This is a genomic window from Pseudomonas sp. CP-1, from assembly GCF_021213715.1.
GTDB lineage: Bacteria > Pseudomonadota > Gammaproteobacteria > Pseudomonadales > Pseudomonadaceae > Pseudomonas > Pseudomonas aeruginosa.
The window spans coordinates 59,221-84,530 of record NZ_JAJQKY010000015.1 but is presented as its reverse complement, the minus strand read 5'-3'; the positions used below and the strand labels follow the sequence as shown (position 1 = coordinate 84,530).

The following is a 25,310-nucleotide window of genomic DNA, read 5'->3' as shown; positions in this document are numbered from 1 at the left end:
GGCTTCACTCCCAGACCAGCATCTGCAGGCTGGACTTCACCGGGACTTCCAGGCCGTCGCTGCCGCTCAAGGGCGTGACCTTGCCGCTGAGCGGATCGTGCAGGGTGGCCTCCTTGAGCTTCGGCAGGCGCACGTTGCCGCCGCGGGCCGACCAGAACAGCCAGACGTTGCGACCGTCCTCGCGGGTCCAGCCGATGCTGAAGGAACCGTCGGGCAGGTCCTCGGTGACCGGCGGGTCGGCCGGGCGCAGCTTCGGCCCGGTGACCTTGAGAAAGCGTTGCAGGGCCAGGTAGACCGGCTTGGGGTTGGCGTCCAGGTCGAGCAGGCCGTAGTCGCGGTCGCGCACGCTGGCGCGCTGGTCGAGATCGCTGAGGGTGAAGAGGAAGATCCGGTCGTAGTCCAGCGCACTCATCAGCGCCAGGCGACGCAGCACGTAGTCGGCCTGGCCTTCGACGCCAATGATGTCCTGCAACTCCTTCGGCCCCTTGTAGGCCGACCAGCCCCACTCGGTGCTCCAGATCGCCGGCACGCCGGCGTTGCGCAGGGCGCGGTTGATCTGGTTGGCGTGGGAGACGAAGTCCAGGTTCCACGGGTAGTTGCCTTCCGGCAACTGGGTATAGGGGTGGTAGGTGGCGATGGTGCCGAGGCTCTCCACGCCCAGGTGGCCGAGGGCATCGAACATGGTACGGCCGTCGGGCATCTCGCTGAAGAAGGCCATGCCGGCGGAAACCACCGGCTTCTCCGGGTCGACCATGCGCAGGGCGATGGTGCTGGCCTGGAGCAGCTTGGCGTAGCCTTCCGGGTCGGCCTTGGGCCGCCAGAAGCCGATCAGGTTGGGCTCGTTCCATACCTGCCAGGCGGCCACGCTCGGGTAGCGCTGCGAGAGCATCGCCATGCGCCGGGCGAAGACTTCCGGGTCGCGCGGCGGATACTGGTCCTGGAAGGGCGAGTAGAACGGCGCGGTGGTGATGAAGCGGGCCGAACCGACCAGGTAGAACACCGACTTCAGCTGGCGCGCCTCGAGATCCTTGACCAACTGGTCGAGGGAGGCCAACTGGTACTGGTCCTCGGCGGTTTCCAGGCGGTCCCAGTGCAGGTCCAGGCGCACCCACTCCAGCCCCAGGTCCTGCAGGCGGTCGATCTGCTTGTTGTAGCGCTCCGGGCTGAACCAGAGGAACTGCGCGTTGACCCCGAGGAAGTCTTTCCAGACCACCGCGCGAGGCGCCTTCAGTACCTGGATCTCGGCGTCCGCGGGACGCCCCCAGAACACCAGCAGCAGTACCACGGCGAGCAGCAGCGCGCTGCCGCCCAGATAGAGTCCCTTACGTGCCATGAACGGTTCCCACCATGTCGTTGAACAGTGCCTGGAAGCGCAGCGCGGTGCGCGGCCAGGTCCGCGCATGGCCGATCGCTCCGGCGCGCTCGGCCCAGGCCTGTGCTAGGCGGGGTTCGCGAGCGAGGTTCAACAACTGTTCGGAGAGGGCTGCCACGTCTCCCTGAGGGTAGATGGCGCCGTTGCCGCTGGCGACTTCCTCGGCGAAGGCGCGAGCGTCCGAGGTGATCGCGCCGCGCCCGCAGGCTGCCGCCCAGGACAGGGCGCCGCTGGTGCCGCGCTGCTGGCCGAGCAGACCGAGTTTCTTCGACTCGCGGTACGGCAGGACCATCACGTGGTGGGCCTGGATGGTACGTGGGATGTCCGCGGCGGCCAGGTTCAGGTTCCAGTCGATGGCATCGGCCAGGCCAAGCTCGGCGATCTGTGCCTTCAACTGGTCGAGGTAGTTGCCGCCGGCGCCGAAGGCCATTTCCGCGGCGGTGCCGCCGGCCAGGGTCAGGCGCACGCGCTGGCGCATCTCCGGCGCGCTGGCGAACAGGTCGGCGAGGGCCTCGAGCAGGTCCTCGATGCCTTTGCCGCGATAGATGAATCCGAAGTACAGCAGGCGCAGGGTGTCCAGCGACGGCAGCGGCACCGTGGCGATCTCCAGGTTGCCGTGGTTGATCACCTCGACCCGCCCGGGCGGCAGGCGCATCCGCCGGGCCAGGCACTCGCCGCCCAGGCCGGTGAGGGTCACCAGGCGCGTCAGGCCCTGGGCCACGGCACGCTCTTCGCGCAGGGTCAGCGGGTCGGCGAGCACCACGGCGGCCTGGGGCAGGGGGGAGGGCAGGCGTTCCAGCAGGTTCAGCGGCCAGGGCAGGCGCTCGCGGCGCCAGACCATGCGCTCCGGATCGTGCACCGTGGCGCTCAGCGGCAGGCGCGGGAAGCGCTTGCGCAGCTCGCGCAGGGCGATGAACTCACCCAGGCGGCCGCCGCCGAGTTCGGCATGGACCAGGTCGAAGGCGTTCCAGTCGACGCTGTCCAGCCGGCTGGCGATATTCGCGCTGTCGGCCGCCACGCCGGCGAGCGGCGTGGCTACTTCGATGCCGAGACCCTGCAGGGCGTTGCGGAAATGACTGGCGTAGTCGGCGATGCCATTCTTTTCCGGCGGCAGGGGCGCGAGGAGGGCGATCCGCATCAGAACGCGCTCCGGTAGCGGGCGATGGTCTGCAGGACCTTGCTCGGCACCTCGAAGCGGCGCCGGTTGATGATGATCCCGTCGACCTTGCCGAACGCCGTGGTGAGGATGGTCAGCGCATGCTCGACCACCGGCACGGTGCTCTTCTGCGCCTCTACCACCAGGGCGATCAGGTCGGCGCGGCGCAGGGCGATGAAGGCCTCGCGGCTGTCCAGCAGGGCCGGCGCGTCGAGCAATACCACTTCGCCCGGCTGGGCCGGTTCGCCGCCGATCCGCACGCGCACGCCGTTTTCCTCCAGCAGGCGGCGCAGTTGCTCGATGATGAAGGTCACGCCTTCACCGTGGCGCGCCGAGGTCAGGCCCAGGGTCAGGCCCTTTTCCTCGATGCGCGCGTAGGGCAGCAGCCCGTACAGCCGGTAGATGCTGGCGGTGAAGGCGTTGCTGCTCTCCGCGGTGCTGTTGCTCAGCTCCGGCAGGGTGGTCCACAGCGGCAGGCCGAATTTCTCCTCGACCAGGCCGCCGTCGTGGATGCGCTGGTCGAGCAGGTAGCAGAGATAGACCACCAGCAGGCCGACGGCGAGGCCGAAGGGCACGGCGAGGAACAGCATCAGCAGGGTTTTCGGGAAGATCCGCCCGGGGTTGTAGGTGGCTTCCTCGATCACCGAGATGTTGCTGATCTGGCTCTTGTCCAGTTCACGGTCGATCCGCGATTTCTCCAGGCTGTCGACGTACAGCGCGTAGTTGCGCTCGGTGGCGTTCAGCTCGCGCTGCAGGCGCGCCAGGGTCGGCTCGATGTCCAGCGCTTCGCGCCGTTGCGCCTCGAGTTCGGCGAGCTGCTTTTCCTGCTCCGCGAGCTGGGTGCGCAGGGCCGCGTTGTTGCTGGTCTCGTCCAGCAGGACCCGTTCCAGGTGAGTAGTCAGGGTGTTCGGCGCGCGGTCCTCGGAACTCTGCACGGTGGCGCCTTCGTCCTGGACTTCCTTCTCCAGGGCACGGATCGAGGCGTCCAGGGCCTTCACCGGCGGCGCGTCGTCGGTGTAGGTGCGCATCATGTCGGCGCGTTCCAGGCGCTTCTGGTTGAGCAGCCGGCGCAGGTCCTGCTGCGCCGGGTTCAGCGCGATCTGCCGCACCGTGACGATCTCCCTGGGCAGCCCCTTGAGTTGCTGGCGGGTGGATTCCAGGGCGCTGTCGGAGGAGGCGATCAGGCGGATCGAGTTGAAACGCTCGCCGCGCAGCACGTTGATCCGCTCGGACAGGTCCTGCAGGCGGTCCTCGATGCTGGATGCGCCGATCTCGTTGAGGTGCTTGAGGATCTGCGCCTTGTAGCTCTTGATCTGCGCCGCGCTGTCGGCGGTCTGCGCCTCGTAGAAGGCGTACAGGCTCTTGCGGCCGAGTGCCTGGGTGCGCTCTTCCATGTAGATCTCGATCCAGGCCTTGACCACTTCCTGGGCGACTTCCGGCTCGCTCCAGGTGAAGCTGATCTCCATCACCGTCGAGCCGGCCGCATGGGTGACCTCGAATTTCTTCTCCAGGTCTTTGGCCAGGCGCTCGACCGCGGTGGTTTCCTCGATCACGCCGAAGGTTTCCAGGGTCACGCGAATCCCGTCGAACACCGCGCCGATGGCCTTCTTCACATAGAACTTGGTGCGCTTCCACAGGCCCTCCGGCGGCGGCCGGTTGGCCAGCACCTCGAGGTAGCGCTCGGCCACCTGGCGGACGATCGGCCGGCCGGTGAGCAGGCGTTCTTCGTCGACGATAGGGTCGCGCTGGGTGCTCGGCATCACCAGTGCCTGGCGGTTGCTGATCTCGATCGGCAGGGTCGAGTCACGACCCGGCTTGACCAGCAGGCGTGCGTTGGACTCGTACTTGGCCGGCAGCAGGAAGGCGCCGAGGACGATGATCACCACCGCGCTGAGGGCTGCCAGCTTGAACTCGCGCTGGTAGATGAACAGCAGGCGCAACAGATCACGCAAGGAACGAATTTCTATCATGGCGATGTCGCTCCTCAGCGATCGTTGTTGACGGTGTAGCTGACGCCGACGCCGATGGACTTGGCGAAGGGCAGCAACTGGTTCAGGTAGACGTCGACGCCCTCGATACGGTCGCCGACCATCGACTTGGGCACGAAGACGATGTCGCCACGCTGCATGGCCAGGGGCTTGCGGCCTTCCGGCCCGATCTTCATCAACTGGCTGAAGTCGAGGAAGTAGGCGTGGTAGCGGCCTTCCGAGTCCTCGCGCATGAGCGCCACGCGGCGGGCGTCGCCCACCGGCAGGATGCCGCCGGCGCCGAGGATCGCCTGCTCCATGTTGTTGGCGGCGGGGATCGGCACGGCCGACGGGTTGCGCACCGCGCCGCCGACGAACACCGTGTTGCCCGGCGCCTGGTTGATGTTCACCGTGACCCGCGGCTCGCGGTAGATCGGCGCGAGCTTGGTGGTCAGCTCGTTGGCGATTTCCTGCGGCGTGCGGTGCGCGGCCTGGATGCGACCGATGAACGGATAGTAGATGCTGCCGTCGTTGAGCACGGTGTACAGCGTCAGTTCATAGATGGTGGCGACGTTGAACGCCGAGAGGGTCGGCATCTCCCCGGCATCGCGGACGATCCGCAGGGTGTCCCCGACGCGCACCCGCTCCATCGCCGGCGGTAGCCTGGCGAGTTCTTCCAGGGCACGCTTGCCGCTGTCCACGGTGTCGCTGTCCGGTGCGGGAATCCGTGCGGGGGTGTTGCATGCGGCCAGGGCGAGCATGGCGAGCATGAGGAGGGTGCGTTTCATGAGGGAGCACTTCCTGTAGGTCATGATGTTCACTTCCAGTAGCCTGGAAACATGCTGATGCGGCGCTTGAGGGCGACCGGCAGGTGGCGTTCCAACTGGCCAAGGCGGTAGCCGAGCAGCTTGAACGCGCTACGCAGCGCTATTTCAGGTACGCGATACAGGGCACCGGCGGCACGCAAGGCCTGTATCTCGGCGAGGACATAGCGCTTGCCCTCGCCACCCGCGCCGCCGAAGGCGGCACGTATCCAACGCTCGCGGCCGTAGAACACGCCGATGTCGAAATAGCGGCGGAACTCTTCCAGCAAGCGGTAATCGTGGGAATGGTAGACCTCGGCGCTGGCCGCGTAGCGCACCGCGTAGCCGGCCTGCAGCAGGCGCGCGGCGACGTAGGCGTCCTCGCTGCCGATGACGTCTTCGGGGAAGCCGCCGACGGCCGCCAGGGCGTCGCTGCGGTAGGCGGAGAACGAGTCGGAACTGAAGCAGGTCTTGATCCCCAGTTCCGAGGCGTCGGCCAGGCGCTTGCTGCGGCTTTCCGGCGGGTAGTTGAAGCGCCGCGCCTGGGCGCCGAGCAGGCCGGCGCCGGGGTGCGGCAACTGGCGGCCGTAGGCCACGCCGATGTCGGCCTCGGCATAGAGTTCGTCGAGCAGGTTGGCGAAACTGTCGGGCGAGGCGGGAATGGCGTCCTGGGTCAGGTAGATCAGCGCGTCGGCCTCGACCTGCTGGCTGGCCCAGCGCCGCGTCCCGCCGTGGTTGAAGCTGGCCGGCTCGATGACCTCGACCCGCGCGCCGAAGGCGCGGAAGCGCTCCACCGTGTCGTCGCTGGAGCGGCTGTCCACCACCAGGATGCTGTCCGGCTGCCGCCGTTGCGCGGCCAGGGCCGGCAGCAGCCGGTCCAGGTGCGCGCCGGCGTTGCGCGTGGGAATGACCAGGGCGCAGCGCATCAGGCTTTCTTCTCGTCGCTGGCGGGGGCGCGACCGTAGATGTCGTTGAAGCGGACGATGTCGTCCTCGCCGAGGTACTCGCCGCTCTGCACCTCGATCATCACCAGGTCGATGATCCCCGGGTTGCTCAGGCGGTGGCTATGCCCGGCGGGGATGAAGGTGGATTCGTTGGTGTTGAGGAGAAACTCGCGCTCGCCGTTCTCCACCAGCGCCATGCCGCTGACCACGATCCAGTGCTCGCTGCGATGGTGGTGCATCTGCAACGACAGCGAAGCCTTGGGGCGCACCACGATGCGCTTGATCTTGAAGCGGCGGCCTTCCTCGAGCACGGTGTAGGTGCCCCAGGGCCGGCTGACCGTGCGGTGCAGGCGGAAGGCGTCGTGGCCGCGACGCTTGAGTTCCTGGGCGACGAACTTGACGTCCTGGCTGCGCGCCGCGTCGGCCACCAGCAGGGCGTCGGGGGTGTCGACGATGATCAGGTCGTGCACGCCGACGGCGCCGACCAGGCGCTTCGGCGAATCGATGTAGCAGTTGCTGACGTCGTGCAGCACGCTCTCGCCGCGTACCTGGTTGCCGTTCTCGTCCGCCGCGCTGAGTTCGCGCAGCGCCTGCCAGGAGCCGATGTCGCTCCAGCCGATGGAGCAGGGCACCACGGCGACCTTGTCCGAGCGCTCCATCAGCGCGTAGTCGACGGAGATGTCCGGCGCCTCGGCGAAGGCCCCGGCGGCCAGCTCGCGCTGGCGGCACTGGCCGTTCTCCAGGCTGCTGCCGTCGGCCAGGGCGGCGCGGGCGGCGATCAGCACCTCCGGCGCGTGGCGCTCCAGTTCCTGCAACACGGTGGCGGCCTGGAAGCAGAACATGCCGGCATTCCACAGGTACTTGCCGCTGTCCAGGTAGGACTGAGCGGTGGCCTGGTCGGGTTTCTCGACGAAGCGCGCGACCCGGAAGCCGTTGCCCAGCGGGGCGCCCTGTTCGATATAGCCGAAGCCGGTCTCGGCGCGCTCCGGGGTGATGCCGAAGGTCACCAGGTAGCCCTGCGCCGCGAGTTCGCGAGCCTCGGCCACCGCCGCGGCGAAGGCCTGCTCGTCGCGGATCAGGTGGTCGGCGGGAAGGATCAGCAACTGCGCCTGGTCGCCGAAGTGCTCCTGCACATGCAGCGCGGCGGCGGCGATGGCCGGCGCGGTATTGCGTCCCACCGGCTCCAGCAGCAGGTCCTGGGCCAGGCCGCTGCGGTTGACCGCGCGGTAGTCGTCCAGGGTGCGGAACAGCAGGTCGCGGTTGGTCACCGTAAGCAGGCGGGCGACGTCCGGCAGCCCGGCGATACGCAGGAAGGTCTTCTGCAACAGGCTCTGGTCATCGGCCAGGCGCATGAAGGGTTTCGGCATGCTCTCCCGGGAAACCGGCCACAGGCGGGTCCCGGAACCGCCGGAAACGATGCAGGGGATCAGCGGGGCGACGGCGTTCATCAGTAGACTTCCTTGGTCAGGAGTACGGCTGGCACCGTACGGAACAGGATGTAGAGGTCGAACCACACCGACCACTTGGCGATGTATTCGAGGTCGTATTCCACGCGTTTCTTGATCTTGTGCAGGGTGTCGGTCTCACCGCGGTAGCCGTTGATCTGCGCCCAGCCGGTGATGCCGGGCTTGACCCGGTGGCGCGAGCTGTATTCGCTGACCGCTTCCTCGAAGGGAATGCCGGCGGCCTTGGTCGCCGTGGCGTGGGGGCGCGGACCGACCATCGACATGCTGCCGGCGAGCACGTTGAACAGCTGCGGCAGCTCGTCGATGCTGGTCTTGCGGATGAAGCGACCGACCCGGGTGATGCGGTCGTCGTCGCGGGTGGTCTGGCGTTCGGCGTTGGCGTCGGTCCTTTCCGTGTACATCGAGCGGAACTTGAAGACCCAGATCAGCCGGTTGTTGTAGCCGTAGCGTTTCTGCCGGAACAGCACCGGCCCCTTGGAGTCGAGCCTGATCGCCAGGGCCACCAGGGCCATCAGCGGGGCGAAGAGGACCAGCGCGATGCTCGCCAGGACCAGGTCCTCGCAGCGCTTGATCAGCGGCGACCAGCCGCGCAGCGGCAGCTCGGACGCGTTGAACATGGGGATCCCGGAAACGTCGACGATGCGGTTGTGGGCATGCCGGAAGGCAGCCATGTCCGGCACCAGCAGGACGTTCACCGGCAATTGCCGCAGGCGGTGGACGATGGCGCCGATGCGCCCCTCGGCGAACCAGGGCAGGGCGACCAGCACCTGGTCGACCTGTTCCTGGCGGATCAGCTTCTCCAGGTCCTTGGTGTTGCCCAGCAGCGGCAGCGAGTTGTAGTTCTCCGGGACCCGCTCGGAGCGGTCGTCGATGAAGCCGATGATGCCGGAGCGGATGTCGTGGTTGCGTACCAGGTATTCGGCCAGGTGCATGCCGCTCTCGGTGAAGCCGAGGATCACCGTGCGTTGCAGGTACATGCCGCGTTTCATCCAGGCCCGGTACAGGCGCAGCACCAGCAGGCGCTGCACGCCGAACAGCAGCAGGCTGCCGGTGAACCAGAAGATCACCAGCTTGCTGCTGAGGTAGGGAAACAGGCCCAGGCCCTGGTACATGAACAACAGCAGGCAGAACGCCGAGGCCCAGGCGAAGAACATGATGCGGAAGCGCAGGCGGTTGCTGAAGATATCGTCGGAGTAGACGTCCAGTGCCTGGAACATGATCACCGTGAGCGCGCCGAAGAACAGCAGCAGCCCGAGCATGTTGCTGCGCAGCTCCACGGGAACCAGGCCGGGGTAGTACAGCAGGAACAGCGCCGGGGCGATGGCGGTGAGCGCGTGTACCAGCTTGGTCGCGACCAGGAAGTACTCGATGAATCCAGCCCGTGTCAGCGACAGGCTATCTACCGACTTCGAATGCATGTTGTTTGCTCTGCCGATCACGGGCAGTCCATTGAGTGGATAGGGAAGAGCAAGGCGGTGAAGCGTCAATTTAGTGACTATTTTTCATTTGCCACGCGGTTTAGTCATTTTCCCGTCGAATAGGTTCATTCGTCGATAGTGGCTTTGTGATAGCTATCTTAGCATTCCCAGGGAAATATCCGTAGTCTGGGTAAGTTTTTTTAGTCAATTTATTGACGTATTTCTGGCGCCAAACTTTTATCCAAACAGTAGACGAGGAAATCTGACGCTGCCAATCCGCGAGCGCTCTGGCCTGGGAAGCGAAGCGGGGTGAAAGGTGAGGGCAGGCCGCTCGGCCAGGTGGCCAGCCGCCGGTTCGACGACCCGCCTGTTCACTGGCGCTGCGGGCTGCCTGGGCAGGATGCGCCTGCGGTTCCATGACGCAGGATGGCCGTTCGAGCGTGCCGATCCGGCTTGGGACCGTCTTGGCGGACGCTACCCTCGTCGAAGGCGGAAGAGGTTCGAGCCCGCGGCGTGCGCGGACCGGGCTACCAGAACCAGCCGCCGCGCGACAGTTCCTGCTGGCAACTGCGGTACTGGGCGCCGAACAGCGAGGCGCGGGACTGGACCTTCTGCGAGACGTTCTTCAGCCATGGCTTGGCGTCGTAGCTGCGGTTGCGGTAGCCGCCCCAGCCCTCGTGGTAGTTCAGGTACTGGCCGTAGGCGTCCCACTTGGAGACGCCGTTGACTCGCTGGCTCTTCTGGATGTACCAGCCCATGAAGTCCAGGGCGTCGGCGAAGTCGTCGCGGCTGGCGCCCCAGCCGCCGGCCTCGCGCTTGTAGTCGGCCCAGGTCTCGTCCTTGGCCTGGGCGTAGCCGTAGGCGGAACTTACCCGGCCCCAGGGGATGAAACCGAGGAAGTAGTAGCGCGGCGGCAGGGCGTCGTGCTTGAAGGACGATTCCTGGTACATCATCGCCATCGGCACCTGGACCGGCGCGCCCCAGCGCTGCTGCATCTTCAGCGCCGCCTCGTGCCATTTCGGTTTTTCGCGGAAGATCTCGCAGAGGTTATCGGGATTGGCGGGGGGCTTGGTGGCGCAGCCGGCAAGAGCCAGGAGCAGGGCCGGCATCGAGAGCCGCAGCATGAAAGGGGTCCTTTGGCAGACGTCTGGGTCGCTTAACGCTGGCGCTTTATACCCGCTTTCCGGCACTCCATGCATCCCCAGGCCGATTCCCTGCCTGCGGGGGCGGTCGGCGCTTCCTCAGGTCGGCCTGGGCGTCTCGGCCTGGCCGGGGGCTCCCTCCAGGCGCGGCCCCCAGTCCTCGACCTGGCCTTTTTCCAGGCGCCGCTCCAGGGTGCGCCGCCAGGATGGCGTCAGCGGCAGCGCCAGGCACTGGCGCAGCAGCTCGGCGTCGGCCCGCCTGTCGAACAGCACCTCGGACAGGCGCAACAGCGACCAGTCCGGATGGCGCCGTTCGACCAGTTGCAGGATATCGCCAGCCGCCACCACGCCTTCCTCCAGCACCCGGTAGTACCAGCCGGTGCGCCCGGACTCCTGCACCCTCAGGGACATCCCGGCGACCTCGAAGCGGTCGTTGAGTTTCCAGCAGGGCATGCGCCCCTGGGACACCTCCAGCAGCGCGGTGCCGGCCCGCACGCGGTCGCCGAGGCAGACGTCGGCTTCGCTCCAGCCGCTGGTGCTGAAGTTCTCGCCGAAGGCGCCCGCCTGCATCAGCAGGGGGTGTTCGCCCAGTTCGGCGATCCAGGCGGCGTAGTGTTCGCGTGGGTAATGGTGGATCGCTTTCTCGACGCCGCCATGGACGCGCAGGTCGCCCTGTTCGTCGCCCTCCAGGCCGACGGGGGTGACCCTGAGCGCACCGTCGCGCGGAGACTTGGCGATGCCGCTGCGCGAGCCGGGGCGGGTGAAGGGCCGGGCGCGGCCGGTGAGAAGGGCATCCAGGGGTAGGGCAGGCAGGGGCATGGGAGGGTTCTCTAAGATGCGAGATGGTATCGACTAAATACAATGTAGAGTCCGCCAAGCCTTCGCCCGCTGTCAAGCCGCCAGACCCTCCGGATGCGTCGATAGCCTCGGCGGGCCGGGGGCATCCAGGCCCCCTAGTTGAGCTGCCGTGGGGTCCCGACAGGAAACCGCAAAGGCGCCGGACGTCGCGATACGACGTCCGGCATCGGCGGCCCTCAGCGCAGCCCGTAGCCCTTGTCGACGATCAACTCCTGGCCGTAGAGCCCGGCGGATTTCGACGACAGCAGGAACATCACCACGTCGACGATTTCCCCGGGGCTGAGGAAGCTGCCGTCGACCAGGCGCTGGTTGATGCTCCGGGTGACAGACTCCGCCTGGGCATCGCTCAGGCCCAGCGACGCCCATATCGGGGTGGCGGTAGGGCCGGGGGAGACGAGGTTGATCCGCACGCTTTTTTCCGCCCATTCCACCGCCAGCGTCCTGGCCTGGGCGATCAGGGCCGCCTTGGAAGCGATGTAGGCGGCGAGCCCGGGGAAGGTCACTTGGCTGAGGAAGGTACCGATGAAGACTACGCTGGCCGGTTTGCTCGTTTGCCGGCTGAGCACGGAAAAGGTGTTCAGCGCCCCGGCGCCGTTGACCCGCCACTGCTGCTCGAACGCCAGGCTGTCCAGGCCATCGGCGAGCTGGGCGATGCCGGCGTTGGGTACCAGGTAATCGACGGGGCCGATGGACGCGGCACGCGAAGCCAGGGCGTCCAGGTCCCGTTCGCGGGTGACGTCGCCCGCCAGCCAGTGCAGACGCTTGCCGGAGTGGGCGTGCAGGCTTTCCGGCGGTCGTTCGCGCCTTGCCATCGCCAGGACAGTCGCGCCGTGCCCGAGCAGCGTTTCGGTCAGTTTCAGGCCGATGCCGGAACTCGCGCCGGTGACGACGGCGAACCGGTCGTTGAATTCACTCATGGGAATCCCTCGTGGGGTGATGGAGATACGGGTCTTCGATAGGGATGGATCAACGCGAGAGCGACGGGGCAGGGATGAGGCGGATGCCCTGTACCTGCACCTGGTCGCCGGCGTCGAACCGGGCGTTGGGAGAGCGGAAGCGTTCGGTCGTGCCGTCCTCGTAGCGAACGGTGTAGGCGTTTTCGCTCAGACCGGTTGCCTGCTGGACGGAGGCGCCTCCCAGGGCTCCCAGCGCGGCCCCGGCGATAGCGCCCAGGGGACCGCCGAGGGCCGCGCCGACCATGACGCCAACCACGCCGCCAGCGCCGTAGCCGACCGTTCGGTCCCTATCTGCGGAAATCACTTCGGCGGTGTGGGCGAGGGGAGTCGTGGTTGCCAGGGCCAGTGCGATGAGCGGGAGCATGCGTTTCATGGGAAATCCTGAATGGGAAGGAGTCGCCATTGGCTTTCCATTTCCCATGCCAGGTTTTTTATTGATGTAGATCAATGATTTGAAGGTTTATGAGTCATATTGACACGGTCTTTTTGCGGTCGTAATGACCCGCATGGAGTCGATTTGACTCTGCGCCGATGACAGCTTCGGGCGCTTCGGAACGGCCTCGTCGATGACGCTCAATGATCGGGGCGAGCGGGGTATTCGACCGTTTGAGCAGGCCCGCACGATCGGGCAAGGACTCCCGAGGAATAGGCAATGACGAGGAGGGGAGGATGCCCAATAGTGACCGCGAACGAATGCCGGCGGCTGCGCTGCGGTTGTCGAAATGCCAGACAGGAATAATGACGCTTTGAAACTTCCCTCGATACGGCGAGCCGCCATCGGCGGACATCACGATTCCCCGCAATTGCGCCAGGGGCGTTTCCACAATCTCAGCCCCAGGCCGGCGGACATGCCGGCACCCGGTGCCCGGGTGCTCTGGAACGCGCTTTTCAACAAGCCGAGAAGCACCGTCCCGCGGCAGCCTTTACCCGTGCTCAGCCCGAGCCGTGCCGAACTCGATGCGACCGTCGATGGCAGTCTGTTCCGCCTGGGTCATTCGACCTTGCTGCTGAAACTGGCCGGTAGCTGGTGGCTGACCGACCCGGTATTTTCCGAGCGCGCCTCGCCGTTGCCGTTCGCCGGGCCGAAGCGTTTCCATGCGCCGCCGGTGGCATTGGCGGATCTTCCGCCGATCCGTGGGGTAATTCTTTCCCACGATCACTACGACCACCTGGACCGCGCCGCGATCAAGGCCCTGGTCCCGCTCGTCGAACTGTTCCTGGCGCCGCTCGGCGTAGGCGACCGCCTGCTGGCCTGGGGCGTACCGCCAGGCAAGGTGCGCCAACTGGACTGGTGGCAAGATATCGAGGCTGGCGGTTTGCGCCTGACCGCCACGCCGGCACAGCACTTCTCAGGCCGTGGGCTACATGATGGGAACCGTACGCTGTGGTGTTCCTGGGTGATCGAAAGCGCCGAACTGAAGCTGTTCTTCAGCGGAGACAGCGGTTACTTCGATGGTTTCGCCGAGATCGGCCGACGCTACGGACCGTTCGATCTGACCATGCTGGAAACCGGCGCCTACAACGAACATTGGCCCTACGTGCACATGCACCCGCAGCAGACCCTCCAGGCTCACCGGGATCTTGGCGGGCGCTGGCTGCTGCCGATCCACAACGGCACCTTCGACCTGGCCATGCATGCCTGGTACGAGCCGTTCGAACGGATACTCGAACTGGCCACCGAACACGGCGTACGGGTTTCCACGCCGATGATGGGCGAACGGATCGATCTGCAAGCACCGCATGCCGGCCGACGCTGGTGGCGCGAAGTGGTCGACAGCGAAACGCAGGTGCAGGGTTACGGCTGTTGCAGAAGCTAGGTCGGCGAGCGATCGCACGAGGGCTCCAGACGGAAGCCGCCATGGAGTCGCTTCGAAATGCGTGATGCTGCCCTAGGTCCTGTGAACCTTTATATTCGCATAATGTATATTATGTTAAATCTCATGTATCGTTTATCAGATCCTTGCTCTTTTGCGCTCCGTTCCCGCTTCCATGCTTGGTTTGAAGCCTTCAGTCGAGTCCCACACCTCGACGGCGCTGCCCAGGTTAAATCCCGGACAGATTTGGCAGCACCCGCACAAGACCTCTGCTACCTCCTTCGCACGGAGCCGATTGCAACAATGCGGTATCGCCGACACGGACCCGACATGAGCAAATGCCCGTCTGCACGCTGAATATCGCGCAGCCATGAAACTGCATCTGTACCGCGGCTCATTGGCCCCATGGCTGATTTTTTCACCCTGTGCCACGTACTCGCAGCCTGCCGGCTGCTCTGGCACTCCGTCTGGACAATGGATTGGCAATCAACAGTCGAATGGATAGATCGACGTTGAATGCATTGGGACGACGTCCGCTGTCTTGAGTCGAAACCGGAACATGACATGAAGATGAAATTGTAGGTATGTTCCATTGACGATGACGGCGCTGCTGCAGCAAGCGCCGTCCTGCATTGAATATTCAAAAAGTGCTCTGGCGGGACTCATCTTTCTATTCGAAGATGAAACGAGCAGGCAACCATAGCAGAAGGACGACGGATGTCACCTAGCCCCTCCCCCGACGAGCGTCGGCTTGTATTCGAAGCGCGCCGACTGACCATTGAAGCACTGGTGAAAATCTATCTTGAGCAGGTTTCTTCCTCAAGGAACCTGGTGACGGTCTACCTTCGCCTCATGTTCACGTTGTCACTCGGTGCCCTCGCCGGCGTGATAACTCTATATGGGACCATGCTTCGCTTTGGCACTTCGGCCAGTATCAGCATGATCACTCCCCTGGAGGTGGTTCTTGCTATCGCAGCGCTTGCGGCCCTGGTCACTTCGGCTCTGCTTTCCGCGCGGGCGCTCCAGAAAAGTGCATTCGATGTCGCTCCGCTCTTGCATAACCCATTTCCAAGCGCGGACTCGGTGATCGATTCAATATTCGATGCAGACGATATCGATGAGCGGCAAATACTCAGAAAGCTTTATTTCGCCCTGGACAAGACTGTCGAGCATCAGCCTCCTCTCAGGCTCAGCACTCGTCTGATCACCCTCTTCCTTATTGGCGGTCTTTTCCTGACCGGGGCATCCTTTTTACTGTGAAGAGCGCGTTCGGTCTTTATGGTTATTTATCATCATCGATCAGGGGAGTACTCCAGATCACCAGTTCAAGGGCCGCGGCGATCTGAATGCGATGATCGGCAAGCCGGACGGGCAACAGGTCCTGGGCACGCTCCAGCCGGCGCAGCAATGTGTTGCGATGCGTGCCCAGCGCTTCTGCGGTCTGGGTGACATTGCAGCCATTGGCCAGGAAGGCGTGCAGCGAGCGCTGAAGCACCGAAGGCTCCGTCGCCAGCCGCCCCAGGGTGCTCAAGACGAACTGCCTGGCCGCGCGGTCGTCCTGGGTCATCAGCGACACCATCCTCACCTGGTCGATGGTGGCAACGGCGGGTGCGCCCGCCAGGCGGCCCATCAGCCTTTGCGTCGTCAGGGCCTCCAGATGCGAGCGACGGAAGCCATTGACTCCCGTGCCCGGCGAGCCGATTGCTGCGCGAATCCCTGAAAACTGCAGTGCGATGCCTTGCAGCAGGTTCAGGTCCAGCGGTTTCGCCGCATGGCTCCAGACCCACAGGGTCGCGGGGCCGGCGAATACGATCAACGGCGCCGCCGTGCCCGTGAGTTGCGCCAGGGTACGCGCCACATCCTCCAGAAGGCGGATCTCGGCGTCCGGGCTTTCGCACCAGACCAGGCCGGCGTAGTGCTTCTGGAAAAGGCTGTAGCCCAGCCGCCTGCCGAATTGCTCCGTATCCACATCCCTGCCGTCGAGCAGCCGACTGACCAGGCTTCGTTTGTCGATCGGGTCGTCATGGGCCTGGGCGCTCTTTTCTTCCAGGATGATCTGGGTCACCACACGCATGTTGCTGTCGATGAATTCCGAGATGGACCGCGACGAGACCTCCAGGAACTCCTCGAGCACCCTGGGATCCTGCGTCAGGTTGAAGGCCATCTTCATCCATAGCTCCCAGGCGGTGTTCTGTGTCGACCTCGCGACATTCATCAGCAGCTCGGACAGCCCTCTGCGGGCGAGCTCCCTGGCCGTGTCCACCATGTCGGCCGAGACGTAGGGTTGCACCGGTTCTCCGGGGCGCTGCAGATTGGCGTTCGCCCAATGCAGCAACTCTGCGCGGTTGGCGCGCCGGCACGCCGCGAGGATGACCGGGTCCTCCAGCAGCTTGGCATCTTCCGGTGAAGAGAACAGCGCCTGATTGAGGCGCTCGACCCACTCCGGCGGCAGCGCCTGAGCGAGCTCGGCGCCTTTGCGCATGAGTTCACGAACGGCTTCCGATGGGCGTGGCCAGGAGGATGGCGTACTGGTCATGGGCGGTGCAAATCACTCAAAAATCACAGAGGAAATGGTGCAGTTCGTACCTTGGCGCAAGGTTGGGGGAAACCTAGCATGAACTCACTGCCTGAACAAAAAATACAAGGAGGCGCCGTGACGCTCCATGTTCTTTTTTTGGGGTTTAGCGCAGTGGCAAGCGGGCTTGTTCGCCGGTGCCCGTTGATCGTGCCGCTCGAACTGGTCAGAACGCTTGCTCCGCGCGTTCAGAAGATCCTCGGCTTCCGCTCCCAGTACCCCAATGGCAGCCCAGGCCTGTGGCAACATAACTACGCAGACCTGGCCGACTATCTCCAGCTCTAGAAGCCCTCCACGCTGGCCGGCCTGGCCCCGAAGGCGCCAGGCCCAACCGAGTCCCCGGACAAGCAAAGAGGCCGGTGAACACTTTCATTCCTGGCGGGGCATTACTCCGCGACGTGAAAACAGCAGCGGCGTGCCGTCGGCGTTGAACAGCGCCGCCGTCAGCGAGAGGCCGTCAGCCGACGGTGCTTCCTGGAAACTGTTTCCACCATCCCTGCTCCGTACCTTCAGTCCGTCAAGCCCGACCGCCAATACCCGCGCGCCAGCCACTGCTATGGATGTGACAGAGCCCTTGCCTTGCGTTGGCACTCTGCGAAAAGCCTTGCCATCGGCAGAGCCCTGCAACAGGGTGCCACGCTGACCACCCAGCAGCAGACGCCCATCGGCCAGCACCGCGCCAGACCACAGGGTGCCTTCATAGCCGGTATCCAGGTAACGCCAGTTCTTCCCCTGGTCGTCGGAGCGCAGCACCTGCCCATGCTCGGCCGTGGCGTACAGGCTGCCGTGGTTGTCGGCAAACAGCCCCATCAGGTTGAGGTCGGCCCGCTTGGCTCCTGGAGGCGCTTGCAACGGCTGCTCCGTCCATGTCTTGCCGCCATCCTCGGTGGTCAGCACCAACGACCAGAGGCCTACCGCAACGCCCTGCCGGGCATCGAAAAAGTGCACGGCGAACAGCGGCCGGTCTTCTTCGCTCGACAGGCGCTGGACCTGCCAGGATTCCCCGCCGTCGGCGGTGGACAGGATCGCGCCCCAGTGACCCACCGCCCAGCCGTGCCTGGCATCCACGAAGGACACACCCGTCAATGGCGTGGATAGTGGGACCGAGCGTGCCTGGCGCCACTGCCTGCCCTGGTCGTCGGACAACAACACGACACCGTGGTCGCCCACGGCAACCACCCGCTCTCCGGCCCAGCCGGCGGCCAGCATGGTGGCCTGCGTGGCATTGCCCGCCTGCACGGCCGGCATGGCCTGCAACGGCGCGGCCTGGAGAGACATCAGCGGCAATCCTGCTGCGAGCAAGGCCACGGTGAGTGAAACCCTGAACTTCATGTTTCTCTCCTCAGTGCACCAGCGCGCCGATCATGCGCACGGGACGTTTGCGCGGGAACGCCCGCTCCAGCCACACGGCGAAGGCCGGCAGCACGGTCATGGCCATGACCATGTTGACGATGAACATGAAGGCCAGCAGCTTGCCCATGTCGGCCTGGAACTTGAGCTCCGAGAAGGCCCAGGTGGCCACGCCAACGGCCAGGGTGATGGCGGTGAAAATGGTGGCGACGCCCACCTCGAGCAGCGCGTACTCCACCGCCTTGGTGATCGTCTGGCCATGGGCCAGGTGCAGTTGCAGGCGGTTGTAGATGTAGAAGGCGTAATCGACGCCAATGCCCACTGCCAGCACCATCACCGGCAAGGTGGCGATGGTCAGGCCGATCTGCAGCTCCTTCATGAACCAGTAGCCAATGAAGGTGCCGATGGTCAGCGGCAGGCAACATACCAGGACCGCCCGCAAGTCGCGATAGACCACGAACACCAGCAAGGCGATGGCGGCATAGACGTAAAGCAGCATGGGGGTCTCGCTCTTCTCCACCTCTTCGTTGATCGCTGCCAGGACGCCGGCGTTGCCGGAGGCGAGGCGGATCGAAATGCCTGACATCGGATACTCGCTGCGGAAGGCCTTGGCGGCGTCCACCACTCGGTTGATGGTCGTGGCCTTGTGATCGGCCAGGTACAGGTGCACGGCCGACATGCTGCAATCGATGCGCATCAGCCCGGGGGTTCGCGCAACCTCGGTGGCCAGCGCGGCGTAGTTCATCGGGTCGATGGGCACCGCCGCCATCTTCGGGTTGCCTTCGTTGTAGCCCTCGTTGAACTGACGCATGGTGGTGGAGAAGGACGCGACCGAGAGGACGCCGGGCACCCCCTGCATGGCCCACACGAAACGATCCTGGTACTGGCCCAGGGCGACATCCTCGCAGGCCACCTCGGAAGGAGCCTTGTCGACTTCGAACACCACGCTGAGCCAGTCCAGGCCAATGTCGTAGTTGCTGGCGATGGAGACCGCGTCGCGATTGAAGCGCGAGTCCTCGCGCAACTCCGGCGCACCCGCCTGCAGCGTGCCGACGACGCGGTCATGGCTTTGCCAGATCGCCGCCAGGAACACCGCCAAGGCTGCGCCGAGCACCCACTGCGCCTTGCGTGGCTCGGCGAGCCGGGCCAGGCCCCGCAGCCAACGGCTGCGACGCTGCCGGGAAACCTCCTGGGCGGCTGCGTACTTGTCGTCGACGCGCAGCAACGACGCCATCAACGGCAGCATCACCAGGTTGGTGACGATCTTGTAGGCCACGCCAAGCGAAGCCGTGATCGCCAGTTCCCGCACCATCGGGATCGGGATCAACAGCAGCGTCACGAAGGAAACCAGCGCGGTCACCAGCGCCAGCGTCCCGGGAACCAGCAACCCGGTGAAGCTCGAGCGTGCCGCCTCTTCGGCGCTCTTGCCGATGGCGATCTCGCGCACGATGAAGTTGATTTGCTGCACCCCATGGGAAACCCCGATGGCGAACACCAGGAAGGGCACCAGCACTGCCAGCGGATCGAGCCCGTAGCCCAACAGGCGCAAGCTGCCGAACTGCCAGACCAGCGAGGCCAGCGAACAGACCAACGCCAGCAAGGTGAAACGCAGCGAGTGGCAATACCAGTACACCGCCCCCGCCGTCAGCAGCAACGCCAACAAACAGAACTCCAGCACGGCTGAAGCTCCGTCGGCGATGTCGCCGATCTGCTTGGCGAAACCGATGATCTGGATTTCGAAATCGCCGTCTTCGAAGCGCTGGCGGATCTCTTTCTCCAGCCGATGGTTGAAGGTTACGTAGTCCAGATGGGCGCCCTGGCTATCGTACTCGTTGAGTTCCACCGTGATCATCGCGCTGCTCTGGTCCCGGGAAACCAGCGTACCGATGAAGCCGCCCTGGGCAGTGGAATTGGCGATCTTCGCGATGATCCGGTCATCCAGGTGCTCGGGAGAAACCGTTCCGGGTACCAGCGGATCAGCACGAAAACCTTCCTCGGTGATTTCGTTGACGAAGGCGTTGGGCGTCCACAGGGAGCGCACGCTGCTGCGCGATACTCCGGGGAGGAAGGTCACCGCCTGGGTGACGTCATACAGCCGCTTCAGGGGTCATGCCGAGATAAAGGAAAATTAGGACATAGTGGTTCTATCCTATTGATATAAATAGAATTTCACTTGGCCTGTTTGTCCCGCCTGCCTCATGCCCGGAAGCGTCTATGCTGATCTATTTGCATGCATAGGGGCTGAGCGATGGCGGCTTTGGAGAGAACGGCATATCCACGACTAGCAACTACCCTCAGTGCGAAGGACTTACACCGCAACTATTCGCTTTCCTCAGGAGAGCTTGACTGGATTTCCAGGACAGCTCGTAGCCCAGCCCTTTCCCTTGGGCTGGCAGTCCAGCTCAAGGTATTCCAAGAGCTCCATTACTTTCCTCCCCTAGACGAGATACCTCCAGAAATCACTGACCACATCAGGAATACACTCGGTTTTGGCCCTCGTATCACTTCCCGCTATACCAACTCGCGTACTTTTTATAGGCATCAGGCGGCCATTCGTGAGTACCTCCAGATCAAGGCTTTCTATGGTAGTGAAGCGCTCACCATAGCTCTCCACCTTGCGCACGAATCTGCCGAGGTACTCGACCAGCGGGCGGATATCATCAATGTGCTGATCGGCGAGTTGCTGCAGCGCAGCTACGAACTCCCAGCCTATTCCACCCTCAATGACGCTGCTGAGGATGCCTTAGTTGCAATGCAGGAGCGGCTATTCAATCTCGTTGTGACCAGGGCGCCAATTGAGGTGGTCTACAAACTGAAAGAACTGCTCGAAACGGATTTCGGGCGACGCCAAAGTGACTTCAACGCCCTCAAGCAGGCACCCAAGAAGCCATCCCGCAAACACTTGGAAGTGCTGATAGATCACATGGCTTGGCTCGAGAGCTTTGGGAATCTAGATGCCATTTTTGATGGAATCGTCGATACCAAAATCCGCCACTTCGCTGCCCAAGCTGCGGCGTCGGACGTCGCCGAGCTTAAGGACTGTTCGCTGCCGAAGCGTTACACGCTGATGCTTGCCTTGATCTATCGGATGCGCGTGCGGACTCGGGATCACCTAGCCGAGATGTTCATCCGGCGAATCTCTACGATTCACAAACGTGCCAAGGAAGAACTAGAGCAAATCCAAGCACGGCAACGTCAGAAGCTGGAGCAGCTGGCGGCCACCCTGGACGGTGTGGTGCAGATTTTGGTTCAGGAACCGGATGACCAAGAGGCAGGTAGCCTGATTCGGGAATACCTCTCCCCCGACGGCAACCTGGAACGGTTACGCGAAACCTGTGCCGAAGTCCAGGCTACCGGCGGTAATAACTACCTGCCGTTGATCTGGAAGCATTTCAGGTCCCATCGCTCGCTGTTGTTCCGTCTCAGCCACCTTCTCCAACTGGAGCCCACGACTCAGGATCGGTCGCTGGTTCAGGCACTTCAACTGATACAGGACAGCGAGAATTTGCACCGCGTGTGGATCGACGAGCACGTCGACTTGTCGTTTGCGTCGGAGCGCTGGGTCAAGGTCGTTCGTCGTCCTGCCAGTGAGGGGCCACCGACCAACCGGCGCTATCTGGAAGTTTGCGTATTCTCCTACCTGGCCAACGAACTGCGATCCGGTGACATGTGCGTACAAGGGTCGGAATCCTTCGCCGACTATCGCAAGCAGTTGCTACCCTGGGACGAATGTCTCCAGCGACTACCAGCCTACTGCGAAAAGATGGAACTGCCTGGCACGGCGAAGGAATTTGTTACCTCCCTCAAGACCCAGTTGGAGGAAACCGCGCAGCAACTGGATGACAAATTCCCCTCTTGCCGAGGGGACGTATCGATCAACGAAGCCGGCGAACCGGTATTGCGCCGAGTGACGGCGCGCGACATCCCGCCATCGGCCATCTCGCTACAGACGGCCCTCATGCAACGCATGCCGGCCAGGCACGTACTCGACATCATGGCCAACATCGAGCACTGGATTCAGTTCACTCGACATTTCGGGCCGATGTCCGGCAACGAGCCAAAGCTCAAAGAACCTGCCGAGCGCTACCTGATGACGATCTTCGCCATGGGTTGCAACCTCGGCCCCAGCCAGGCCGCGCGGCATCTGGCCGGTAATGTCACCCCCCACATGCTTTCCTATACCAATCGCCGTCACCTCTCGCTGGAGAAACTGGACAAGGCTAACCGCGAGCTGGTGGAGCTCTACCTGCAGCTCGATCTGCCCAAACTCTGGGGCGATGGCAAGGCGGTGGCTGCGGACGGCACCCAGTTCGACTTCTATGACGACAACCTGCTGGCCGGCTACCACTTCCGCTACCGCAAGATGGGAGCCGTTGCCTATCGGCATGTGGCCAACAACTACATCGCTGTATTCCAGCACTTCATCCCCCCGGGCATCTGGGAGGCAATTTATGTAATCGAGGGGCTGCTCAAGGCCGATCTCAGCGTCGAAGCTGATACGGTGTATTCCGATACCCAGGGCCAGTCGGCCACGGTGTTCGCCTTCACTCATCTGCTTGGTATCAACCTGATGCCACGCATCCGCAATTGGCGCGACCTGGTGATGTGCCGGCCGGATCGCGGCGCTGCGTATAAGCATATCAACCGCCTGTTCACCGACACCGCCGACTGGCACCTGATTGAAACCCATTGGCAGGATTTGATGCAGGTCGCGCTATCGATCCAGGCGGGCAAAATCTCCTCGCCTATGTTGCTGCGAAAACTCGGTTCCTACAGCCGGCGTAACAAGCTCTACCACGCGGCACAGGCACTGGGCAGCGTGATCCGTACGATCTTCCTGCTCACCTGGATCGGCAGTCGCGAGTTGCGCCAGGAGGTTACCGCGAACACCAACAAGATCGAGTCCTACAACGGATTCTCCAAGTGGTTGTCCTTCGGTGGCGACGTGATCGCCGAGAACGATCCGGACGAGCAACAGAAGCGACTGCGCTACAACGACATGGTGGCCTCGTCGGTGATCCTGCAGAACACTGTGGACATGATGCGGATCCTGCAGAAATTGGCCCGCGAGGGCTGGCAGTTCACCGATGAAGATGTGTCCTTCCTCAGCCCCTACTTGACCAGCAACGTCAAGCGTTTCGGCGAGTTCAACCTCAAGCTCAACCGGCCGCCGGAGCCCTGGATCAAAGACTCGGTGTTCCAGCAGGCAGCCGGGTCCATCCGCACTGGCAAGCTCGGTACTGCGGAAACCGAGGAGATGACCTGATGAACATTCCTCCTGCGTCATTTCGCGTCACGCCCTACGGCGAGGTAGATGCCGAGGCGCTGGAGCGTTTGCATGACGACTACGACACCATCCAGTTGCTGCGTCTAGTCGATGGGCTGGATCTGCTGCTGAAGGAAATGAACAACATCGGCGGCCTCAGGGATGGCCTCCTGCGGGTACATGCCATGGCGAAAACGGTGCTCGATGGTGCGGCACTATCGGTGTCTGTGACGGAAGGCGGCAGTATCTGGGAGGAAGCCGAGTCGCTTGATGAGGATCTGGTGGAACTGGGCAATTGGCTGGCCAGTGTCAGAGTTCAACTGAAACCCTTGATCGAACTCATGCCGGTCGATCCTCATTAACCAGCTAGTCGCCAGCGACACCGAGCAAGCTACTGACTTCTGAACGGCTCGACAATCTGACCCACATAGCCTGTTGGATAGTCCCGGTCACGCAGTCCTACTTCGGCGCTGCTGGGCTTGCTTGCGCTGTCATAGAAGGTTCCAAGCAGTTGATCCCACACCAGCAAGAACTCACCAAAATTGACCTGCGCATCCTCGAAGTCGCGTTTGTGATGCCAGCGGTGTGTTTCTGCAACGCCGATGACGCGCCGTAGCCAGCCCAACGAGTAGTCCAGATTTGAGTGCTGGAAGGCCAAATGTACCGTCAGGATGCCGAACCAGGTGGCCACGAGTGCAGAAGGAGTGCCCATCGCAAAGAGCACGAGCAGCCCAGGCCCTGCCATGATGGCGGCATGCAACGGGTGCCGGCGCTCGCCGTTCATCCAGTAGAGCCGCTCAGCGCTATGATGTGGCTCATGCAAGCGCCACAGCCATGGAACCTGATGGCTGAAGCGGTGCATGGCGTACAAGCTAAGGTCCAGCACGGCGGCGACAATGACTAGCTGAGCCCACAGCGGTAACTCTGTTGGGAAGACACGGAACTCTGCGGGCACCCAATCGCCCAGCCGGGCCAGCACGGTCGCCGTAATCTGGATCACGGACAGGTTCACGACCATATGGATGATATCAGTAAGGGTATCCTGGTGGTCCTCCAACCAGTCGTCACGGAACGGCTGCACGCGTTCCAGCAGCGCCACCAGCAGAATCCCTAGGGCGGCAATGATCGGCGTGCTGGGCCAATACGGAATACCCGTGTAGAGCAACCAGATCATCCAAGCTGCGGCCCCGCCAAAGATTGTTGGGTAGCTGAGCCAGCGGATCATGAACCTGAGTGAATTGCCCATCGTGAAGCCCTCCCTGAGATGACTCCACTTTGTGCCAATCACCTGTGATGGCGCTTGAACAGAAAAGCTGAATTCAGCCTTTCAGACTGACATGACCCAAGGCAGATGAGGGGTCGAGGCCAAACAGGTCGCGGAAGGTGCGGGAAAAGTGGGCAGCGTCAGCGAAGCCGGCAGCGTGGGCGGCCGCAGTCAGGTTGGCGCCGCTGGCGATATGCTGGAGCGCTATGACCAGGCGATTCCATTTCCGGTAGCTGCGCAGCGGCAGACCGGTCTGTTCGACGAACCAATGTGAGAATCGGGTAGGCGACAGATGAACGCGCTTGGCCAACGCCTGCCTGCCATTAATCGGCTCTTTTAACGCAGCGAGGACCGACTGCAGTCGCGGATCGGAGGCCGGCGGAGTCGTAAGGTTGAGAACAAGGCGCACCATTTCCCGAATTTGCTGGGCTGACGGATCGGAGCTGCTCAGCAATTTTCGCAGCGATGCTGTATCGCCCATCTGAATCGGAGTGATGCCCTCCCCGATGTTATCGGGAAGTGCTCGCGCCTCATCGGACAGCGCGTCGAGGTAGATCGACAACACTTCGTCAGCTTCGATCTGATGGGCCACCCCTGCCCTGATGCAGATGGCCCTTGCCGTCACCGACGAGGATGTACACTTCACAGTCAAGCTGCCGTTCAAGCTGACGGTAATTTGATGCGCCATGTGGCTATGCCAATCTTGGCTACCCGCCTGCCCCAGAAAAATGCCCAGCCCGGGTGAAATCCAGGCTCTGCCATGCCAGCCGATACCCTGCGTTGCGTTCATTCAGCGGCACCTCAGGGTTCCACATCCCGCTGCATTTTGTGCACTAATGAGCTTTATAGCTAATTGTGGAGTGATTATAGAATCCTCTTTGGCCTGAACTCTATCGCTTGCTCGATTGAAATCTCACCCGCTACAAAATCAGCTCGCCCTGTGAGACTAGACACTCTAT

Annotated in this window: 20 protein-coding genes and 2 pseudogenes; 5 read left to right on the top strand and 17 right to left on the bottom strand. The window is 63.3% G+C overall.

Annotation, left to right across the window (positions count from 1 at the left end):
* Positions 1-4 precede the first annotated feature (4 nt).
* The 12 genes from LT948_RS24660 to LT948_RS24605 form a co-directional block, all read right to left on the bottom strand.
* On the bottom strand, positions 5-1,333 hold the full coding sequence (locus tag LT948_RS24660; protein WP_003089230.1) for a cellulase family glycosylhydrolase: 1,329 nt from the start codon (positions 1,331-1,333) through the stop codon (positions 5-7).
* The gene (locus LT948_RS24655) at positions 1,323-2,510 is read right to left on the bottom strand and encodes a glycosyltransferase family 4 protein (protein ID WP_003089229.1); all 1,188 of its coding nucleotides are present in this window, start codon (positions 2,508-2,510) and stop codon (positions 1,323-1,325) included. The genes LT948_RS24660 and LT948_RS24655 overlap by 11 nt, the downstream gene beginning before the upstream one ends.
* Positions 2,510-4,498 carry a GumC family protein gene (locus LT948_RS24650; protein WP_003113719.1) on the bottom strand — a complete coding sequence of 663 codons (1,989 nt, stop codon included), beginning with the start codon at positions 4,496-4,498 and terminating at the stop codon, positions 2,510-2,512. The genes LT948_RS24655 and LT948_RS24650 overlap by 1 nt, the downstream gene beginning before the upstream one ends.
* A gap of 14 nt (positions 4,499-4,512) precedes the next feature.
* Positions 4,513-5,283 carry a polysaccharide biosynthesis/export family protein gene (locus LT948_RS24645; RefSeq protein WP_003089227.1) on the bottom strand — a complete coding sequence of 257 codons (771 nt, stop codon included), beginning with the start codon at positions 5,281-5,283 and terminating at the stop codon, positions 4,513-4,515.
* Positions 5,284-5,312: 29 nt separating this feature from the next.
* A complete protein-coding gene (locus LT948_RS24640) occupies positions 5,313-6,224 on the bottom strand; it encodes a glycosyltransferase family 2 protein (RefSeq protein ID WP_003089226.1) in 912 nt (303 codons plus the stop codon).
* Entirely contained in the window at positions 6,224-7,690 is a 1,467-nt protein-coding gene (locus LT948_RS24635) for a mannose-1-phosphate guanylyltransferase/mannose-6-phosphate isomerase (RefSeq protein ID WP_003089225.1), read from the bottom strand. Before LT948_RS24635 ends, LT948_RS24640 begins: the two co-directional genes overlap by 1 nt.
* Complete coding sequence (locus LT948_RS24630) at positions 7,690-9,126, bottom strand: undecaprenyl-phosphate glucose phosphotransferase (protein ID WP_003111160.1); 1,437 nt, start codon at positions 9,124-9,126, stop codon at positions 7,690-7,692. Before LT948_RS24630 ends, LT948_RS24635 begins: the two co-directional genes overlap by 1 nt.
* 527 nt (positions 9,127-9,653) lie before the next feature.
* Positions 9,654-10,250 carry a transglycosylase SLT domain-containing protein gene (locus LT948_RS24625; RefSeq protein ID WP_003089218.1) on the bottom strand — a complete coding sequence of 199 codons (597 nt, stop codon included), beginning with the start codon at positions 10,248-10,250 and terminating at the stop codon, positions 9,654-9,656.
* Positions 10,251-10,367: 117 nt separating this feature from the next.
* Positions 10,368-11,087 carry an MOSC domain-containing protein gene (locus LT948_RS24620; protein ID WP_003117249.1) on the bottom strand — a complete coding sequence of 240 codons (720 nt, stop codon included), beginning with the start codon at positions 11,085-11,087 and terminating at the stop codon, positions 10,368-10,370.
* Positions 11,088-11,302: 215 nt separating this feature from the next.
* Positions 11,303-12,043, bottom strand: a complete 741-nt coding sequence (locus LT948_RS24615) for an SDR family NAD(P)-dependent oxidoreductase (RefSeq protein ID WP_073657025.1) — start codon at positions 12,041-12,043, stop codon at positions 11,303-11,305.
* A gap of 49 nt (positions 12,044-12,092) precedes the next feature.
* Complete coding sequence (locus tag LT948_RS24610) at positions 12,093-12,455, bottom strand: hypothetical protein (protein WP_003089210.1); 363 nt, start codon at positions 12,453-12,455, stop codon at positions 12,093-12,095.
* A 94-nt stretch (positions 12,456-12,549) separates the two neighbouring features.
* On the bottom strand, positions 12,550-12,870 hold the full coding sequence (locus LT948_RS24605; RefSeq protein ID WP_159060630.1) for a hypothetical protein: 321 nt from the start codon (positions 12,868-12,870) through the stop codon (positions 12,550-12,552).
* Here LT948_RS24605 and LT948_RS24600 point away from each other — a divergent pair.
* Both LT948_RS24600 and LT948_RS24595 read left to right on the top strand, forming a co-directional pair.
* A complete protein-coding gene (locus LT948_RS24600) occupies positions 12,805-13,899 on the top strand; it encodes an MBL fold metallo-hydrolase (RefSeq protein ID WP_196583550.1) in 1,095 nt (364 codons plus the stop codon). The two genes, LT948_RS24605 and LT948_RS24600, sit on opposite strands and share 66 nt — an antisense overlap.
* 714 nt (positions 13,900-14,613) lie before the next feature.
* A complete protein-coding gene (locus LT948_RS24595; protein WP_003122765.1) occupies positions 14,614-15,156 on the top strand; it encodes a hypothetical protein in 543 nt (180 codons plus the stop codon).
* Positions 15,157-15,178: 22 nt separating this feature from the next.
* Here the strand turns inward: LT948_RS24595 and LT948_RS24590 are convergent, their stop codons facing one another.
* The gene (locus tag LT948_RS24590; RefSeq protein WP_023091811.1) at positions 15,179-16,378 is read right to left on the bottom strand and encodes a PucR family transcriptional regulator; all 1,200 of its coding nucleotides are present in this window, start codon (positions 16,376-16,378) and stop codon (positions 15,179-15,181) included.
* Positions 16,379-16,612: 234 nt separating this feature from the next.
* On the opposite strand from LT948_RS24590, the pseudogene LT948_RS33280 reads away from it, so the two are divergent.
* Positions 16,613-16,756 (top strand): annotated as a pseudogene (locus LT948_RS33280) (phytanoyl-CoA dioxygenase family protein); the annotation flags it as partial.
* A gap of 84 nt (positions 16,757-16,840) precedes the next feature.
* On the opposite strand, the gene LT948_RS24580 reads toward LT948_RS33280, so the two are convergent.
* Complete coding sequence (locus LT948_RS24580) at positions 16,841-17,803, bottom strand: WD40/YVTN/BNR-like repeat-containing protein (RefSeq protein ID WP_023091813.1); 963 nt, start codon at positions 17,801-17,803, stop codon at positions 16,841-16,843.
* Between the two features lie 10 nt (positions 17,804-17,813).
* Positions 17,814-19,925 (bottom strand): annotated as a pseudogene (locus LT948_RS24575) (efflux RND transporter permease subunit); the annotation flags it as partial.
* A 144-nt stretch (positions 19,926-20,069) separates the two neighbouring features.
* On the opposite strand from LT948_RS24575, the gene LT948_RS24570 reads away from it, so the two are divergent.
* Together LT948_RS24570 and tnpC are read left to right on the top strand one after the other, a co-directional pair.
* A complete protein-coding gene (locus LT948_RS24570; protein ID WP_003117278.1) occupies positions 20,070-23,087 on the top strand; it encodes a Tn3-like element ISPa42 family transposase in 3,018 nt (1,005 codons plus the stop codon).
* A complete protein-coding gene (tnpC, locus tag LT948_RS24565; protein WP_003117279.1) occupies positions 23,087-23,449 on the top strand; it encodes a Tn3 family transposase post-transcriptional regulator TnpC in 363 nt (120 codons plus the stop codon). The genes LT948_RS24570 and tnpC overlap by 1 nt, the downstream gene beginning before the upstream one ends.
* A 29-nt stretch (positions 23,450-23,478) precedes the next feature.
* Here the strand turns inward: tnpC and LT948_RS24560 are convergent, their stop codons facing one another.
* Together LT948_RS24560 and LT948_RS24555 are read right to left on the bottom strand one after the other, a co-directional pair.
* Positions 23,479-24,333, bottom strand: a complete 855-nt coding sequence (locus LT948_RS24560) for a sterol desaturase family protein (RefSeq protein ID WP_023095634.1) — start codon at positions 24,331-24,333, stop codon at positions 23,479-23,481.
* Between the two features lie 73 nt (positions 24,334-24,406).
* Entirely contained in the window at positions 24,407-25,141 is a 735-nt protein-coding gene (locus tag LT948_RS24555; protein ID WP_003117280.1) for a helix-turn-helix domain-containing protein, read from the bottom strand.
* Positions 25,142-25,310 lie beyond the last annotated feature (169 nt).